We start from the raw sequence: 16,408 nt of genomic DNA on the forward strand, positions 1-16,408 counted from the left end.
GCTTTGGGGGATCGACCTTTCGAAGCTTGCGCCGCGACCCGTGGCCTTCGAGCTCTGGGCCGATCACCTGAAGGCGCTGGAGCTCTTCCTGGCGATTTCCACCCAGTGGCGGGTCGTCGCCGGCCTCGGCGGCGCGGTCACCATCGGGCTCGATTACAGCGCGGCCGAGGCCGGGCTGCGACTGGAAGGCAAGATCCCGGCTCCCTCGGTCTGGTCCGACATCCGGATGATCGAGCGGGGCGCCCTTGAGGTTCTGAACGAGGACAAGGCATGACGGCGGCACTCTCCATCCTGATCCAGGCGGACGGCAAGGCGGCCGAGGCCACGCTCCGTGAGTTTGGAGCCAGTGCCGAGAAGGCCGGGCTGTCTGTCCGCAACCTCGGCAAGAAGGGCGCCGCCACCGACGCGGAAATCTCTGCGCTGAACAGCGAGCTGGCCAAGGCATCGGCCCAGGTCGAGGTCCTGACGAGAGCCGAAGCCAGCGCCGTCGCCCAGATGGCGGCGCTGCAGGCACAATCCGACCGGGTCAACGCGAAGATGCTCGGGATCGGCCAGAGCACCCCGCTGGCCGCAGGCAGCGTTTCCAACCTCACCGCGAACTTCAACGACCTGATCGTCATGATGGCTGCGGGGCAGAACCCGCTGCAGCTGGCCCTGCAGCAGGGCACCCAGATCACGCAAGTCATCGGCCCGATGGGGGCAGCCGGTGCCGTGAGGGCCCTTGGCACCGCGTTCCTGTCGCTTCTGAGCCCGGTCAACATCGTGACGCTTGGCGTGATCGCCGGCGGGGCCGCCCTGGCGCAATGGGCGTTCCAGGTGGACGAGACCAAGAAGAAGACGCTGACCTTCGCCGAGAAGGTGGACGAGGCGGCCGCCGCGATCAGCCGGGCCGGGTCGGCCGCGCAACTGGCCAGCATGGGCGGGCTGGAAGAACTGCGCTCGAAATACGGCGAGATATCGGACGAGGTGCTGGGCCTGTCCAAGCGTCTTTTCGATATCGAGAAACGCGCGGCCGTGGCCAAGGTCCAGGTCGTGCTGGACGATGCCACCGGCCCGGCCTTCGAGGCCGAGATCGAGAAGATCGCCGGCGCCGTCGGCGCAGCGCTTGCCGGCGCAGGCAGCCAGGCCAATGCAGAACAGATCGCCGAAGCGGAACGGGAAATACGAGATCTGGAAGCACAGATCGCGCTGGCGCGGCTTTCGAACCGGTCCACTCGCGACATGGAAAGCCAGCTGACCGAGCAGCGACAAGAGCTGGCCGCCCTGAAAGGTGACATCGCCGCGATCGGCGATCTCGCGTCCGAACTCTCGATCCCGCCTCAGTTCGCGGCCGAGATCGCCGAGATCCGCAATGCCCTGCGCGGTGCGATCGATGCGGGCGACATCGCCGGCGTGGCCGATCAGCTGGCGCGGATGCAGGCGGCGCTGGCGGCCAGCGGCGCAACCATCGACCAGAAAGTACTGGACGGGCTGACCAGTGCCGAAGACGTCGCCCGGGCGCTGGCTGCGCGTTTGAAAGAAGGCGAGAGCAACGCCGCCGGCATCGCCAACGCGAACATGGTCGGCAGCATTGCCGCCGCCCGGTCCGAGGCGTCGCGGCTGGCGGACGAACTGCGCCGCGCCTATGACGCCTCGGTCTCCCTGGCGGCACAGGGCGCCGTGGATCTGCAGGAGGCGCGCATCCGCCTGGAAACCGCCGGGAACCCGGTGGAAGAGGCCCGCCAGCTGGGCGTCCTGCGGATGCAGCAGGTCCAGGGCGTCCGCCGCCAGGATGCCGATGCCCCCGAGATCGCGGCGCTGGATGCCGAAGCCATAGCCTATGGCAACCTCATGGCCGAGAAGGCCAAGGTCGACGCGCAACGTTCCGAGGCGTTGAAGAGTGCGCGGGGCTCGGCCAGGGCCACGGACCAGGAGCGCGAGGCGATCGCGAACCTGATCGCCCAGCAGCAGCTGCAGATCGAACTGCTGCGGGAAACCGACCCGGTCCAGAAGGAGATGATCCGCAATCGCGAGACCCTTGCGGCCGCGACCGATAGCGAACGCGCGGCCGTGGAAGGCCTGATCCGGCAGCGCCAGCAGGAAGAGACCCGTCTTGCCTCTCTGACCGAGCAACAGGATTTCTACGCAGGCTCTGCCTACAGCGCGCTCGACGGGTTGATCCTGCGCGGCAGGACGCTGGGCGATGTCTTCGAGAACGTTGCCGACATGATCGCATCGGCGGTTCTGCAGGCAGCCCTTATGGGCGAAGGGGCCTTCGCGGGCGCCCTGGGAACCTCCACAGGGGGCGGCCTCTTGGGCATGGCAGTCTCGGGGATCACGGGGAGCCTGACCAAGAGCGCCGGCACGGCCATTGCCGGGGCGCTGCCGGCGGCGGCGACCGGCGGCTATATCCATGGTCCCGGCAGCGGGACGTCCGACGACGTGCTGATGTGGGGTTCCTCGGGCGAGTTCATGATGAACGCCCAGGCGACGCGACGCTATCGGCATATCCTGGAAGCCATGAATGCCGGCGGGCTGCCGGCCTTCGCGCGGGGGGGCGCCCTGAGCCAGGCCGCCAGCGCCGGCCAGGCCGGCACGCTCGGGCTGTCCCTCGTGGTCAACGACTATTCCGGCCAGGGCGTGGAGACCGAACAGGGCACCGACAGCCTTGGCCGCCCGCAGCTGACCATGACCGTCGGCCGTCAGGTGGCCTCGGCCGTCTCGCAACGGGGCAATCCGTTGCGCAAGGCGATGTCGCAGGAGTTCGCCCTGCGACCGGCCGGGAGGAACCGCGGATGATCCTCGACTGGCCCGATACCTTGCCGCGTCCCGAGCGCAACAGCTGGTCGGCGGAGCCGCAGGACGGCCGACGCCGCCGCCAGGGCGATGCCGGCCCTCCGGGGTTCGCGCGCCGCTTCTCCAGCGTCGCGACCATGGTGACCCTCTCGCTGCTGCTCGACCGTGGCCAGAAGGCCGTCTTCGATCTTTTCTATCGCGACGACTGCGCCTGGGGCAGCCGCCTGTTCCGGATGCCGGACCCCACGACCCATGGTTGGCCGCTCTACACGACCGAGGGCGTGCCCCTCCTCGATGGCGAAGGACAGCCGATCCTCATGGCCAAGATCTGGCTGTGCTCCTGGGGGGACAAGGTGCCGGTCGAGACGCTCAAGGGGGGCGAGTTCCGCAAGACCTTCAGCCTCGTGGTGATGCCATGAGACGGGTGAGCCTCAATGCGCGTCAGGCGCAGGACGCGGTCTCGATCGAGGAGATCTATGTCGCGCTTTTCGAGATCAGCCATCCGGAGCTCGAAGACGTGATCCGCCTTTCGACCTACCCCGCGGAGCGGTTCTCGACCGACCCGCTGATCTATTGCACCCGGTCGACGTGGCGCGGCGCAAATCCGGTGACCGAGCCCTGGCTTTGGACCATCGCATCCGCCTTGCTGCCGTCGGACCTGGACGACGCCCCGGCCTCCGCCTCGATCGTCCTGGAGAACCTCGACAGCGACATGGTGGAGATCTGCCGGAGCATGATCACTCCACCGTCGATCTGCATGGCCGTCGTGCTGGCGGCCAGCCCGAACGTGATCGAGGCCGAGTTCCTGGACCTCCAGATCCTGGCCGCCGACATCGATGCGGGCTCGATCACCCTGTCGATCAGCCGCGACGAGATCGAGGCCGAGCCGTTCCCATCCGGCCGCATGACGCGTGACCGCTTCCCGGGGCTGCACCTATGAGCTGGAGCAACGCCTATATCGGCCTGCCCTGGGCGGACCTCGGCCGCGGCCGTGACGGCGCCGACTGCTGGGGCCTGGCCTGCATCATCTACCAGGAGGAACTGGGGATCGGTCTGCCGGATTATCTTGGCTACAGCTCGGCCGAGGAACGCGGCGAGATCGCGGCCCTCATCGCAGGCGCCGAGACCTCGCCGCTCTGGCTGCCCGTGAACGGGCCGGCCATTGCCTTCGACATCGCGGTCTTCCGGCGCGGCCGTTTCGCCTCGCATGTCGGCATCGTCGTGCGCCACGGGCTGATGATCCACATGGAAGGCGACGATTGCGCCAAGATTGCCGACTACACGCACGGCAGCTGGAAGCCGCGTTTCAAGGGGCATTACCGGCACGTTGAACGCCCCGTTCAAATCGTCACGGAGGTGCGGCGATGACCGGATCCCTGACCCATGTCCTGGCCGCGTCGCAGTTCGATCCGGACCGGGATCGGATCGTTCTGGACCTGCCCGCGGGCCAGACGCTGGCCGAGATCCTCGCCGCCGCCGTTCCGGGCCTGTCCGAAGCGGAGCGCGCCCTTTGCCGGATCGCCCTGGTGACCGACCGCGGGTCCGAGATCATCGCGGAAGCGTACTGGCACCGCGTCCGGCCGCAACCGGGTGTCCGGGTGGTCATCCGCTTCGTGCCGGGCGGCAACAACCTGCGCTCCGTCCTGACCATCGTCGTGGCGATCGCGGCCGTGGCGGCAGGGCAGTACTATGCCCTGAGCTTTTTCCCAGCCGGCTCCTTCGGTTTTGCGGCTGTTTCCGCCGGGATCTCCCTCGGCGTGACCGTCGTCGGCCAGCTGTTGATCAATGCCCTGATCCCGCCGGTCGTGCCCACCACCCCGGAAAGCCGCCAGGCCGAAAACCGCTATTCAATCTCCTCGATCCGCAACCGCGCCGATCCGAACGGCGCGGTGCCCGTGATCCTGGGACAGATCCGCGTCGCACCGCCGTTCGCGGCTATCAGCTTCTCCGAAATCGGGGGCGATTGGCAGTTCCTGCATTCGGCCTTCAACTTTGGCGAAGGTCGGCTGTCGCTTTCCGACATTCGGATCGGCGAGACCTCCCTCAGCGAGTTCAGTGATGTCGATCTGGAGACCCGCGATGGGCTGGAGACCGACCTTCCGCTCAGCCTCTACCCCCGCCAGGTGGCCGAAGAGAGCGTCGCGATCGAGTTGGTACGCCCGCTGGCCCGGGACGATCTGGGCGAAGTCATCGCCGGGGATCCCGCGGTCGCAACACCGGTCGTGCGCACGACCGGCGCGGATGCCGACGGCGCTTCCGTTCTGCTGGCCTTCCCCTCGGGTCTTGTGCGTTTCGATGGCGATGGCGTGGCGCAGACCGAGGAAGTGTCGATCCTGATCGAGCACCGCCTGGCAGAGGCCGCCAGTTGGACCGAAGTCGAGACGCTGTCGATCCGTGCCGCCAAGCTGGAAAGCTTCTACCGCCAGCACAGCTGGACCTTCCCGAGCCGCGGCCGCTGGCAGGTCCGCCTGACCATGCTGACGGACGAGAACACCGACAGCAATCGCCAGCGCCGCTGCAGCTGGGCCGCGCTCCAGACCCTGCGCCCGGAATACCCGCTGAACTATGGCCGCCCGCTGTCGCTGATCGGGACTCGGATCCGGGCAACGCATCAACTCTCCGGTGCGCTCGACAACCTGACTGCGCTCGCCGGCCGGATCTGCCTCGACTACGACCATGGCACCGGCACCTGGATCGAACGCGTCACCTCCAACCCGGCGGCGCTCTACCGTTTCGTGCTGCAGACAGAAGCCAACCCGAAGGCGGTCTCCGACGCGGGCCTGGACCTCGACCTGATCGAGGACTGGCACGACTTCTGCCGTCTCAACGATCTGAAATACGACCGGGCCCTGATCGAGGTCTCCACAACCCTGCGGGATGTCCTGATCGAGATCGCCGCGGCCGGCCGGGCCACGCCCCGCCACGATGGCGTGAAATGGGGCGTCACGATCGACAGGGCGCAGGAGCTGGTCGTCGACCATATCAGCCCGCGCAACTCCTGGGACTTCAAGTGCCACCGGGCCTATTTTGAGCCGCCCCATGCCTTCCGTGTCCGCTTCCTGGACGCAACCAACGACTTCAAGGAAGCCGAGCGGGTGGTGCGCTGGCCGGGTTACGAAGGCGAGATCACCCTGACGGAAGCCCTGGAGCTGCCCGGCAAGACCGACCCGGCCGAGGTCTGGATCGAAGCCCGCCGCCGCATGTACGAGGCGATCCACCGGCCCGATACCTACCAGGTCACACAGGCCGGCCCGGTGCGTGTCGCGACCCGAGGCGACAAGGTGGTCCTGAGCCACGATGTCCTGGACAAGGTCCAGCGCGGCGCCCGTGTGAAATCCGTCCAGGGCAGCCTGATCGAGCTCGACGAGCTGGTCACGATGGAAACGGGCGAGGCCTACGGGATCCGCTTCAGGGTGTTTGCGGAAACCGCCGAGGGGGAAGAGCCCGACACGATCGGCACCTCCGTCGTCCGGACCGTCGCGACCGTCGAAGGCGAAACCCGGGTCCTGAGCCTGACCGGCAGCGGCGACATGCCCATGGCCGGAGACCTTGTCCTCTTTGGCAAGGCCGCCTCGGAGAGCCTGAAGGCCATCGTGACCCGGGTCGAAGCGACCGAGGACGGCCACTCCATCCTGCACCTGGTGGACGAGGCTTCGATCATCGACGAACTGCTCGCGGCCGATACCGTGCCGGCCTGGTCCGGCCGTGTCGGAGAGGAGCTTGACGAGAACCTTTTGCAGCCGTCGGCGCCGCGTTTCGTTTCGATCCGTTCGGGTGTCTCGGGCACCGGTGCCGAGGATCTGGTCGAATACCTGATCGAGCCGGGCAGCGGCGCAATCGGCGCGGCCTCCTTCGACGTTGATCACCGTCTGGCAGGCGCCCCGAGCTGGACCGAGACCAGCATTCCTGCCGCCAACGGTGGTGCCGCGATCGACGACTACGTCCGCGACGACCCCATCGAAATGCGGGCACGGGCCGTCTCGGCTACAGGCGTCGAAGGTCCCTGGGGCGCTACCGTCAGCCTGACCGTCGGTGCGGGCGACGCGGACATCCCCGCGGCGCTCGACGAAGATGCCATCGGGGTCACGGTGCTCCTCGGCGGGGTGCTCATCCAGGTCGCGACAGGGGCGGATGCCGCCACGGCTGCACTGCAAGTCTACATCAACCAGACAGGAACGCTCGATCGCGAGACGGACGCCGCCGGAGCCCCGGTCGCAGTCACGCCACTGCAGAGCTACTCGGTCGCCCTGGGTGACACGACGCGGCAAGAGCTGATCGTGGGCGGCAACATGGGCGATGCCACTGACTGGGACCTCGACGCAGGCTGGGCTGTTTCTGGCGGTGTCGCCACCCATACCCCGGGCACAAGCGACACGATCGGGCAAGCGCTGTCAGCGACGGCCGGGAAATTCTACCGTATCGCCTTCACGGTCAGCGGCCGGACCGCCGGGTCCGTGACACCGCGCCTGACCGGGGGTTCTGACCGGCCGGGTGTGGCGGTTTCGACAAACGGCGACCACGCGGACAGGATCCAGGCGGTCACCGGCAACGACACATTCGAGTTCCTGTCGAGCAGCGACTTCGACGGCTCGATCGATGCCGTTTCGGCCTACCGCGAGACCACCGCATGCCTCGATCAGGGCACGCATTTCATCTGGATCGAACCGCAGAATTCGGACGGCGTGCCCGGTCCGATCAGCGGTCCGTACTCTGTCAACATCTAGGAGCGTCAAATGCCGCCAGGGATGACCACCACCACAGTCGACGAAATTGATGTTGCCGACGAGCTGATCGGCAACCGCGATGGCAGTACGGGCAGGCTTGCTTGGCTAAAGTTTGCAGTCCAGCTCCTCAGTTCTGGCCCGTTCGTGGCCCGGTTTAATGAGACAGACGCAAAGATCTCCTCGAACACGCTCTCCGTGTCTACATGGGCTGTGCTGGAGACCCTGTCAGCCGCCGCCGATGGAACCGGGGCCGAGGTGCTGGACAGTGACGGCGGCACGCACAGCCAGGCGACGGCCACCGGATACGATGGCGCCGCCGTCAACAATGCCGGCCGGTATAGCTGGAAAGACAGCTGGTCGCGCTGGGTTCGCATCGGCGATACCGGCCTGTCGGCGAAGGCCAACACTGCAGACCTCGGCGTAGCGGCCTTCAGCAACAACAGTGACGACCTGACCGAGGGCACGGCGAACCTGTTCGCATCGCCGGAGAACATCGCCGCCGTCATCGGGGGCACCGAGGTCAAGACTGAACCCGTCGGCGACGACACCGTACCTATGTTGGATAGCGAGGCGGACGGTGCGCTGACGCGCGGCGCTCTTAGCACCCTGCCGATCAGCACCAAGACGCAGGCCGCCCTGGACCTCAAGGCCAACGCCGCACAGGTCGATGCAATCGCCCCCGCGTTGCGCCTCCTGACCCGTCAGCAGATCCGTGCCGAGTTGGACGAGGCGTTCTCGTCGCAGATCACCGGCACGGACCGTACGGCAATCACAAACGGCAGCGCGGCGACCTCTGACACGCTGGGGGCCGTGTGGCGTTTGAACGGGGTCGATGCCCCGGGCGGCTGGCAGACTATCGCGCCGCGAGTGGACGTCGCGGTCGAGCCGGGGCGGGTCTACAAGGCGCGCGTGCGGTTCCTGCGGGTCACGGATCCGGCAGATCCGTCCGGCCATGCCATCCAGGTCAGGATGCAGAACCTTTCCGCATCGCGCGCCAATGTCGGCGATGGCCTGGTTCAGGATCTGGGCAGCGTTGTCGTCGCCGATGGCGTGGTCACCTACGAATTTACCTTCGCCATGGAGCCGGGTCAGGATTACCAGTGCCCAGCCACGACCCGCTATGCCGTTCCGTTCTTGCGGATCTTCGGTGGCGACCACGAGACCGACGTGGCAGTGATCGAGGTCAAGGACGTGACCGACCTGATCTCCGAGGCGGCAGCGCTTGCGACGCACGCGGGGAACACTGAAAACCCGCATGGCGTGACGGCAGAGCAGGTCGGACTGGGCGAGGTCAACAATACCGCCGATGCCGATAAGCCGATCAGCACAGCCACACAAGAGGCACTGGGCGAAAAGTCGGACAAGGGCCACGAGCACGATGCAGCCGACATCAGCGACAGCACCGAGGCCGGTCGGTCCATTCTGACTGCGGAAGACGCGGCAGAACAGCGCGCCGCCCTTGGGTTGGGGACCGCTGCTGAGGCGGCAGAGTCTGATTTCGTCCTATCGTCTTCGTTTTCCGTGAAATACAGCGATAAGTCCGGAGCCCTCCTGCATGACAGCCGCGGCTTCTGGTTCAGGCTACTGGCCGCCCGCTCGATTGCCAGGCACACTGCGAAACCTGGGGTGCATCTGGAGGATCAGCGCGGATTTACGGTGCGACTGGATAACGTCGATCCCCGCGACGCGATCCCGAATGTCCTGCCCCTGCACACGAACGGCTCAGGCGTATGGGCGCTTAGGCTGCAACTGGGCCTACTGGCCGCCGGGGGCAGCACCACGGCGCGCCTAGCGCTATTCGGCGATAGCTGGCACCAGCACGCCTATATCACGCAGGCCATCATGGACCTGCTCTATGCCCGGTACGGGCAGGGCGCTGACGGCTGGATCTCGCCCACACATGACAGCTCTGGAGCCGCGGACGAGAATATCAACGATGTGGCGGTCAGCATCTCCGGCTGGACCGAGGTGGATGTGACCGACGATGGCGGCACCGTGGCCGACCCGTGGTCAATCACCGCCGATTATCTGGAGACCACCGGTACGGACGCGACATGGTCCGCTACCGGCCTTCGGGCCGAGACGATCCATATCTACTACGAGGACGGCGACGGCACCCTTCGCTATCGGATCGACGGGGGCAGTTGGGTCGCGGTGGCGGGGACCGACAGCGGCAATCCGGCCCATGTCGCGATCTCCGGACTGTCCACCGGGGCGACACACAGCGTGGAGATCGATACTGTGGGCAATACCGGCAGAGTCAGGTACGGCGGCCTCTACTGCACCGGTATCCCCGGCGTCGAAGTCAGCAAGTGCGGCAACGGTGGCGCCACCTCTCTGGACTGGGCCCGGATCATGGCATCGCCGATGCTGTCGTACATTCTGGCCGACGTGGACCCGCACGCCGCCACGATCTGCCTGGGCACCAACGATATCAGCAACGCGGTCAAACCGACGCAGTATCGCGCCGCCATCGAAAGCATGATCGACGTCATTCGCGGTATCAGCCCGGACTGCGGAATCGTGCTGGATCCGCCGAACGAGTGTTTCCGGGCGGGCACATTCGTCGTTGCAGATTACACGGCGCAGTGTGCCGCGGCGGCGGCGGATGGTCTCAATGTCGAGTTCATCAACATGGCCGAACTGATCGGGCCCTATGCCAGCACCAAGGACCTCGGGATCTGGCGGGACAACTCGCACCTGAACGCGCTCGGCGGATTTCTCTTCGCCCGGCATCTCTTCCGCACCTTCTTCACCATCTGACCTAAGGAGCATCACCATGGGCGCACTGCTTACGATCCCCGCGGGCCTCAACATCGAGGCCGTGGCTGACGGCTACGAGGCTGCCGTCGCGACAGGGCTTGTCTACGCCAACTTCTTCAACACGACGGCGAACTTGCAGCGCAACTTGGCGGACGGCGGCGATCCTGGGACCTCTTTCGGCACACCGGTCGTGGACGCCGAGTTTGCAGAGGTCGGAGAGGACGACTACATCGACACAGGCATCCCCTCGCCAACTGGTGATTTCACCTGGATCGTCGTGGCCAATACGACCGACAATGACCAGACGAGCTGGCTGATCAACAGCCGCAACGCGGCCGCCGATACGGGGCACTGGCTCTACCGGGCACAGTTCGCACCGGACCGGCTGACGGCGGGGGGATATTTCGATGTGTCCGGCGTTCCGACTGCCGATACGCTGACCAGCCCGATAGGCATCCTGACCGAAGGCGTCCCGTTCTGTGTCGCGTTGCGCTACAACGCAACTTCAGGATTGCGCAAGATTGATGCGCTGACCGCTGGCGAGGCAACCAGCGATACGGTGGCCGATCCGCCGGAAGCCTCTTCCGACACGATCCTGATCGGTCGCACGGTGGATGACATCAGCTCTGGTGGCTCCGGCATCGCCGCCGTGTTCCTCTATGACCGCAGCCTGTCCGACAGCGAACTGGCCGTTCAATACGCGCAGATCAAGGCGGCCATGGCCGTGGTCGGCGTAACGGTTTGATGAGAAGTGAGCCGAGGGTCAGCGGCCGTTGCTGTAAGACCCTCGGCAATCGCGCTGCTGCAATTTTCCGTGTCGCACACTGAAAAAATCCATGTCGCGCTACACTCAAGACTCGAAGGTCATGGGGCTGCACTATTCCAAGAATGCTGCGCTTGCCCGCAAGAACAGGAAAACGATGCAGGTCTGGGAAACGGAATACAAACGACGCGCCAAACAGGCAAAAGTGTCAAACCCACAGGAAAAAGCGTCAAACCCTGACAAGAGGAGCTTATCAGATGACTAAAAACGACTTACTTTTTATATGCTTAAATGGTGCCCGGGGGCGGAATCGAACCACCGACACGAGGATTTTCAATCCACTGCTCTACCCCTGAGCTACCCGGGCACGGGGAAGGTCTGACCTTCGGGGTGGGCGATGTCTATGCCGACAAAAAGGTAGTGTCCAGAGGGTTTTTTCCTGTTTCGGCATCCCCTCGCGAAGACGTCGTGACGCTAGTGCAGGCGGCCCTTGCGTGGGCTGCCCTCGACGCCGCCCGCACAGCGCTCCTCCTCCAGGGCCCGTTCGTATTCGTCGGGCTCCAGCGGTTCGGCCGAGGGCACGGCATAGCTGCCGGACATCCACTTGCCCAGGTCGATATCGGCGCAGCGGCGCGAGCAGAAGGGCCGGTAGCTGGCCTCGGTCCTGGCGCCGCAGATCGGGCACTTGCTCATCCCGGAACCTCCGACAGGGGCACGCGGCCCCGCTTGCGTTGCAGTTCGTAATGGCCAAGGCCGGTCCAGCCGACCAGGGCGGTTTCCTCGGCGTCGTGGCGGAAGGCCGCGCGCAGGACGCTTTCCAGCGTCCCGCGATCCTTCTTGGCCATTGGCGCGAAGTCGATCACGATCTGGCCGCCAAGGCCGCGGATCCGCAGCGCGCGCGGAAGGGCCCGGGCACAGGCGATATTGGCCTTGATCCCCGCCGCCAAAGACGTGTCGGAGCCCGTGTTAACGTCCACCGCCACCAGCGCGCGGGTGGCTTCGACGGCCATCCAGGCGCCGCCGCCCACGTCCTCGCGGTAGCCGCGGGCCAGTTCGATCGCGTCGGCCACGCCGTGGGTTTCGAAATTACCGCTGGCAGAGACGACCTCGGCCGGGTCGGCCCATTCTCGCCAGGCCAGCACATGGGGGCTGTCACCATCCAGCAGCCGTTCGGGCTCTGTGCCGGTATCGGCTTCGACCTGCGCCGCAAGGGACAGCATGTTGGCGATATCTTCGGCGATGTCGCGATCGTCCGCCCCCGCACAGGACGACCGAAGGACCAGCCCGGTACCTTCCGGCAGCCCCCCCAGTTCGGCCAGTGCCTCTTGCACGCCGACCTGGATCCGGTCGCGTTCGTCGTCGTCCCGGATCGCGCGCGACAGGTTGATGCCTGGGGCGGCGGGCGTGACGATGGCGTGGCGGCTCTTGAAGATCAGGCGTTGGGTGACCGGGAAGGCCTTGCCCGGTTCGGCATAGGACGTCACCTGCACCAGAATCATGTCGCCCGGTGCCAGGCCGCGGACCTGACGCAGGAAGGCGGTGCCGTCGGGCGTGGTCAGAAAGACGCCCCCCTGCCCTTTCACCGGCCGGTCCGCGCGGGCGCGATAGATCGTGCCGGGCGGCGGGGCCGACCCTTCGAGATACAGGTCCTCGAGCTTGCCATCGACCATCAGGGCGGCGGCCTCGGCCTTGCCCAACGTGTCCAGCAGGATCTGGCGGCCCTTCATGTCGTTCTCCATACCGGCAGGCCCGCGGCCTGCAGAAGCCCGGCCGTTTCGGCCAAGGGTAGCCCTACGATGGCAGTGAACGACCCCGAAATCCACGGGATCAGCGCGCCGGCCGGCCCCTGGATCCCGTAACCGCCGGCCTTACCCTGCCAATCGCCGGTGTCGAGGTAGCTGCGGATCTCGTCCGGGGACAGAACCTTCATCTTCACGTGGCTAACCACGTCGCGCTCCCAGACTCTTTCGCCCAGGCGCACGGCCACCGCGGTGATCACACTGTGGCGCCGGCCGGACATCAGGTTCAGAAAGGCCGCGGCCTCGTCCCGATCCGCGGGCTTGCCCAGGATCCGGCGGCCAAGCGCCACGGTGGTATCCGCACACAGCACGACATCACAGGACCCGGCCGTGACGGCCTGGACCTTCTGGCGCGCCATGCGCTGGCAATAGGGACGGGGCAATTCGCCCTTGGCGGGCGTCTCGTCGATATCGGGCGGGCGCACGTCATCCGGCACCACACCGATCTGGGCCAGAAGCTCCAGCCGGCGCGGACTGCCCGAGCCCAAGATGAAGGCCATGACTGGCCTTACTTGAACCGATAGTTGATACGACCCTTGGTCAGATCGTACGGGGTCATCTCGACCTGGACCTTGTCGCCGGCCAGAACACGGATCCGGTTCTTGCGCATCTTTCCTGCCGTATGTGCGATGATCTCATGGCCGTTTTCAAGCTCGACCCGGAACGTCGCATTGGGCAGGAGTTCCTTCACGACACCGGGAAATTCGAGCGTATCTTCCTTGGCCATGGTCTCTCCATAGGTAAAACTCCGCCTAGGTGCGGAGCATGCGCCTAAATGAGCGCTGCCGCCCCTTATTTCAAGGGGATTCTTAACGCATCACGACGGAAGTGACTTCGGTCGCCACATCGTCCTGTTCGTCCCAGTGCCTGCGGTGCAGCGTGACGCCATCGGCGCGGACCGCTTCGACCAGCCCAAGGTCCACATCGGCATAGACCCAGCCGGGCACGTTCATCTCTCCCTCGGCGATCACGCCGGTAGGGGGAAAGCCCGTGTCGGGCGGCCCGAAAATGCCGCCGCGCCCCACCCCGGCCTCGATCGCCGGAAGCCACGGCACGTCCCCGATGACCGAGGACATGGCGACCACGCACTGATTTTCCATCGCCCGCGCCATCGACCCGATCCGCACCCGGGAGTATCCGGTCAGCCGTTCGGTCGCGGACGGCACAAGGATCAGGTCGGCATCCTTCAGGGCCCGGCCCAGCAAGGGGAATTCGCTGTCATAGCAGATCAGGATCCCGATCTTGCCCAGGCTTGTATCGAACAGTTTCAAGCCGTTACGCCCCGGCGCGATGTCCCAGTCCTCGCGTTCGAAGCGGGTCATGATCTGTTTCGCCTGGGTCCCGGTCCGGCCGTCCGGAGCGAAGAAATGCGCGCGGTTGACGGGGCGCCCTTCGGTCAATGCCGGCACGGACGGTGCCAGGACATGCACGCCATGTTCGGCCGCAAGCCGGGCGAAAAGCGCGTTCATGTCGTCCGCCCGTTCGACCACCGCCGTGATCGAGGCCTCGAGATCCGCCGCGACCTCTTCCCCCGCGAGCGACGCCAGTTCCATCGATCCGTATTCCGGAAAGATCAGCAGATCCGCGCCCGCTCCGGCGGCTTCGCCGATCCAGGACGTGATCTTCCGTTCGTACTCTTCCCAGCTGTTCAGCCAGTCGAGCGGATAGGTTGCAGCAGCGATCTTGATCATCCGTTCGGTCCCTGGTTGCCGCATGCAGGATCGTGCCGATCCCGCTGGCCAACATGTCATTAGGCCCATTTGCCCAGCGCCACCATGCGAAAGATGTCGCCGGCCCGGGCCCGGTTTCGCATCCCGCGGACGGCAGGCAGGCCAGCCGGACCCGGCAGGCGATTCCCGATCAAACTGCAAAAGACCGCCGGGATCGTCCACCCCTACCCGACAGAAGCCTTCTGCTCAGGTGACCCTTGGGGCCGCTTTCCGGTCGTCCTCGTCGGGACGCTCGCTCCACGCGACCGAGATGTCGAAGCGGCAGGCGCCGTCGTTCTTCTCGCCCCGGATGCGAATGGTCATCAGGCCCTCGGGCTGAAGGGTAAAGCTGCCGTCCTCGTCCGAAAAGGTCAGCTCGCCCTTGGCGACGCCCTTGGTCACGGCCTCCAGCAGGACCTTGATGGTCTTGCGGTCCTGCACGGACTGGTGGCGGAACTTGCCTTCGGCCTGTTTCATTGGCGCGGTCCTTCTTGCCCGTGGTGCAGCGGGTGGAAATGCTTGGCCATCGGAAAATCGGCGCAAAGCCCCACCATGTCGCCGGTCGGATAGATCAGCGTGGCACCAGCGCCGTGGCCCGCCAGCCCTTCCAGCGCGCGGGTGCCCGCGTCCAGCGACACGTCGCCTTCCAGATGAAGCAAACCGTTCTTAGCCAAGAGCCTTTGGCCTGCGTGATTGTTGACGTGGCCCTGCACGACCATCTTGACCCCCGTCGCCAGCAGGTCGTCGACCCCCTGTTCCGTCAAAGTCCGGTCGCTGTCGCGGTACTTGGTCCGCATCATGTTGGCCACGGCCCCGAAGTAGAAGCCGAAAGGATCCCTCAGCGCCTCGTCCAGGAAGGCGTGGTTGACGGCATCGGGGCCGTCCTCTGCCAGAAGCCTGCAGGCGGCATCGTCCAGGCCCGCATGAACAAACAGGATCGACCCCGTGCGCGTCACCGCCTGCATGCGGCCATAGAACCAGGACAGATCGCCGTTTCCCAGGAACAGATCCCGGCAGGCCCGCGCCGCGGCCAGGATCATGCGCATGGTCAGGCCATAGTCCTCGGCGGCCTCGGCAAAGGTGCGGCGCTTCTTCTCGCCCCGCTGGATCTCGCGCGCGCGGGCCTTGCCTTTCAGGTACGGCTTGGCCGCCCTTTCGAAACGTTTGGCCCAGTCGTCCCCGGGATAAAGGATCGCCTTGCACGCAGCCTCGTCCGGCAGGTCGGCGGGCAGGCCGTGGGGCGCGACATGTTTCCCGTAAACCTCGGCCAGCAGGGGCATGGCCTTGCGACCCAGCCGGATGAACAGATGTTCGGTCAGGGCCCGCGTGGCGGCGACGCCACCGCAGGGCGCACGTTCCAGCGCCATCAGCGCCACCAGGAAGCGCAGATCGTGATTGCCGGCCAGCAGATGAACGTCGGCCCCGGTGTCGATCAGCGCCTTCAGGGCCGCCAGCAGGTCCAGGTTGCTGGGACCCTTGTCCAGGCAGTCGCCGCCGACGACGATCTTGGCCGTCCGGCCGAAGGGCGTCAGCTGGAACTGCCGCGGCTGCGCCCGGTCGCGGCGGATGGCCCCGGCAGCCACCAGCGAGCGCAGAAAGCCGTCGGCATCGGCATGGGCGTCGGACACGAAGACGACCGGCCTGTCCGGAAAGCGCCACGTCCCGTGCCGCGCGGCCCGCGCCAGGCTTGCGGCAACCGACGCCGCGCCGGTCCCGGTGGCACAGCCCGAATGTCCCTGATCCAGCGGCCAGCTGACCATGCCCCGGGGCAGGCCCGTCATGTCGGGCAGATCGTCGCCGGCCAGCGGCAGCAGCGGGCTGTGAAAGGCGATCGGTTCGGACATCTCGAAGTCTCGTTTCCTGTCAAAGTCGCGT

16 protein-coding genes and 1 tRNA gene are annotated in these 16,408 nt (G+C 66.1%); 9 read left to right on the forward strand and 8 right to left on the reverse strand.

All coding sequences use genetic code 11. From position 1 onward, the window contains the following. The first annotated feature begins 40 nt into the window (after positions 1–40). The 9 genes from FQK05_RS24565 (at position 41) to FQK05_RS24605 (ending at position 11,290) form a co-directional block, all read left to right on the forward strand. Positions 41–274, forward strand: a complete 234-nt coding sequence (locus FQK05_RS24565; protein ID WP_199252765.1) for a DUF1799 domain-containing protein — start codon at positions 41–43, stop codon at positions 272–274. After that, complete coding sequence (locus FQK05_RS24570) at positions 271–2,778, forward strand: phage tail length tape measure family protein (protein WP_158972006.1); 2,508 nt, start codon at positions 271–273, stop codon at positions 2,776–2,778. Before FQK05_RS24565 ends, FQK05_RS24570 begins: the two co-directional genes overlap by 4 nt. Then, complete coding sequence (locus FQK05_RS24575) at positions 2,775–3,194, forward strand: hypothetical protein (protein ID WP_158972008.1); 420 nt, start codon at positions 2,775–2,777, stop codon at positions 3,192–3,194. The genes FQK05_RS24570 and FQK05_RS24575 overlap by 4 nt, the downstream gene beginning before the upstream one ends. Further along, complete coding sequence (locus tag FQK05_RS24580; protein ID WP_158972010.1) at positions 3,191–3,715, forward strand: hypothetical protein; 525 nt, start codon at positions 3,191–3,193, stop codon at positions 3,713–3,715. Before FQK05_RS24575 ends, FQK05_RS24580 begins: the two co-directional genes overlap by 4 nt. Next, positions 3,712–4,143: an NlpC/P60 family protein gene (locus FQK05_RS24585; protein ID WP_158972012.1), complete on the forward strand. Its 432-nt coding sequence runs from the start codon at positions 3,712–3,714 to the stop codon at positions 4,141–4,143. Before FQK05_RS24580 ends, FQK05_RS24585 begins: the two co-directional genes overlap by 4 nt. Next, the gene (gene gpJ / locus FQK05_RS24590; RefSeq protein ID WP_158972014.1) at positions 4,140–7,499 is read left to right on the forward strand and encodes a TipJ family phage tail tip protein; all 3,360 of its coding nucleotides are present in this window, start codon (positions 4,140–4,142) and stop codon (positions 7,497–7,499) included. The genes FQK05_RS24585 and gpJ overlap by 4 nt, the downstream gene beginning before the upstream one ends. Positions 7,500–7,520: 21 nt before the next feature. Beyond that, positions 7,521–10,262 carry an SGNH/GDSL hydrolase family protein gene (locus FQK05_RS24595; RefSeq protein WP_158972016.1) on the forward strand — a complete coding sequence of 914 codons (2,742 nt, stop codon included), beginning with the start codon at positions 7,521–7,523 and terminating at the stop codon, positions 10,260–10,262. Positions 10,263–10,278: 16 nt separating this feature from the next. Further along, positions 10,279–11,007 carry a CAP domain-containing protein gene (locus tag FQK05_RS24600; protein ID WP_158972018.1) on the forward strand — a complete coding sequence of 243 codons (729 nt, stop codon included), beginning with the start codon at positions 10,279–10,281 and terminating at the stop codon, positions 11,005–11,007. 91 nt (positions 11,008–11,098) lie between these two features. After that, on the forward strand, positions 11,099–11,290 hold the full coding sequence (locus tag FQK05_RS24605; protein ID WP_158972020.1) for a hypothetical protein: 192 nt from the start codon (positions 11,099–11,101) through the stop codon (positions 11,288–11,290). A 27-nt stretch (positions 11,291–11,317) separates the two neighbouring features. Here the strand turns inward: FQK05_RS24605 and FQK05_RS24610 are convergent. The 8 genes from FQK05_RS24610 to FQK05_RS24645 form a co-directional block, all read right to left on the reverse strand. Next, positions 11,318–11,392 (reverse strand) — tRNA-Phe (locus FQK05_RS24610). A gap of 107 nt (positions 11,393–11,499) precedes the next feature. After that, positions 11,500–11,718: a DNA gyrase inhibitor YacG gene (locus FQK05_RS24615; RefSeq protein ID WP_158972022.1), complete on the reverse strand. Its 219-nt coding sequence runs from the start codon at positions 11,716–11,718 to the stop codon at positions 11,500–11,502. Beyond that, positions 11,715–12,752 (reverse strand): ribonuclease E/G, encoded by a 1,038-nt coding sequence (locus FQK05_RS24620; RefSeq protein WP_158972024.1) that lies wholly within the window; start codon positions 12,750–12,752, stop codon positions 11,715–11,717. The genes FQK05_RS24615 and FQK05_RS24620 overlap by 4 nt, the downstream gene beginning before the upstream one ends. Continuing rightward, positions 12,749–13,324, reverse strand: coding sequence for a Maf family protein (locus tag FQK05_RS24625; protein ID WP_158972026.1), 576 nt, complete (start codon positions 13,322–13,324; stop codon positions 12,749–12,751). Before FQK05_RS24625 ends, FQK05_RS24620 begins: the two co-directional genes overlap by 4 nt. Before the next feature lie 8 nt (positions 13,325–13,332). After that, complete coding sequence (gene infA, locus FQK05_RS24630; protein ID WP_005978431.1) at positions 13,333–13,551, reverse strand: translation initiation factor IF-1; 219 nt, start codon at positions 13,549–13,551, stop codon at positions 13,333–13,335. Positions 13,552–13,633: 82 nt separating this feature from the next. After that, positions 13,634–14,512, reverse strand: a complete 879-nt coding sequence (locus FQK05_RS24635; RefSeq protein ID WP_158972072.1) for a carbon-nitrogen hydrolase family protein — start codon at positions 14,510–14,512, stop codon at positions 13,634–13,636. A gap of 228 nt (positions 14,513–14,740) precedes the next feature. After that, positions 14,741–15,010 carry an amphi-Trp domain-containing protein gene (locus FQK05_RS24640; RefSeq protein ID WP_158972028.1) on the reverse strand — a complete coding sequence of 90 codons (270 nt, stop codon included), beginning with the start codon at positions 15,008–15,010 and terminating at the stop codon, positions 14,741–14,743. Next, positions 15,007–16,377 (reverse strand): metallophosphoesterase, encoded by a 1,371-nt coding sequence (locus FQK05_RS24645; RefSeq protein ID WP_233270669.1) that lies wholly within the window; start codon positions 16,375–16,377, stop codon positions 15,007–15,009. The genes FQK05_RS24640 and FQK05_RS24645 overlap by 4 nt, the downstream gene beginning before the upstream one ends. Between the last annotated feature and the right edge of the window lie 31 nt (positions 16,378–16,408).

This window comes from Chachezhania sediminis (genome assembly GCF_009765275.1).
GTDB lineage: Bacteria > Pseudomonadota > Alphaproteobacteria > Rhodobacterales > Rhodobacteraceae > Chachezhania > Chachezhania sediminis.

Excerpts from the sequence above, each read along its gene's own strand:
- FQK05_RS24570 (WP_158972006.1), top strand. The coding sequence starts at position 271 with ATGACGGCGGCACTCTCCATCCTGATCCAGGCGGACGGCAAGGCGGCC.
- FQK05_RS24575 (WP_158972008.1), top strand. The coding sequence starts at position 2,775 with ATGATCCTCGACTGGCCCGATACCTTGCCGCGTCCCGAGCGCAACAGC.
- FQK05_RS24580 (WP_158972010.1), top strand. The coding sequence starts at position 3,191 with ATGAGACGGGTGAGCCTCAATGCGCGTCAGGCGCAGGACGCGGTCTCG.
- FQK05_RS24585 (WP_158972012.1), top strand. The coding sequence starts at position 3,712 with ATGAGCTGGAGCAACGCCTATATCGGCCTGCCCTGGGCGGACCTCGGC.
- gpJ (WP_158972014.1), top strand. The coding sequence starts at position 4,140 with ATGACCGGATCCCTGACCCATGTCCTGGCCGCGTCGCAGTTCGATCCG.
- FQK05_RS24595 (WP_158972016.1), top strand. The coding sequence starts at position 7,521 with ATGACCACCACCACAGTCGACGAAATTGATGTTGCCGACGAGCTGATC.
- FQK05_RS24600 (WP_158972018.1), top strand. The coding sequence starts at position 10,279 with ATGGGCGCACTGCTTACGATCCCCGCGGGCCTCAACATCGAGGCCGTG.
- FQK05_RS24605 (WP_158972020.1), top strand. The coding sequence starts at position 11,099 with ATGTCGCGCTACACTCAAGACTCGAAGGTCATGGGGCTGCACTATTCC.
- FQK05_RS24615 (WP_158972022.1), bottom strand. The coding sequence starts at position 11,718 with ATGAGCAAGTGCCCGATCTGCGGCGCCAGGACCGAGGCCAGCTACCGG.
- FQK05_RS24620 (WP_158972024.1), bottom strand. The coding sequence starts at position 12,752 with ATGAAGGGCCGCCAGATCCTGCTGGACACGTTGGGCAAGGCCGAGGCC.
- FQK05_RS24625 (WP_158972026.1), bottom strand. The coding sequence starts at position 13,324 with ATGGCCTTCATCTTGGGCTCGGGCAGTCCGCGCCGGCTGGAGCTTCTG.
- infA (WP_005978431.1), bottom strand. The coding sequence starts at position 13,551 with ATGGCCAAGGAAGATACGCTCGAATTTCCCGGTGTCGTGAAGGAACTC.
- FQK05_RS24640 (WP_158972028.1), bottom strand. The coding sequence starts at position 15,010 with ATGAAACAGGCCGAAGGCAAGTTCCGCCACCAGTCCGTGCAGGACCGC.
- FQK05_RS24645 (WP_233270669.1), bottom strand. The coding sequence starts at position 16,377 with ATGTCCGAACCGATCGCCTTTCACAGCCCGCTGCTGCCGCTGGCCGGC.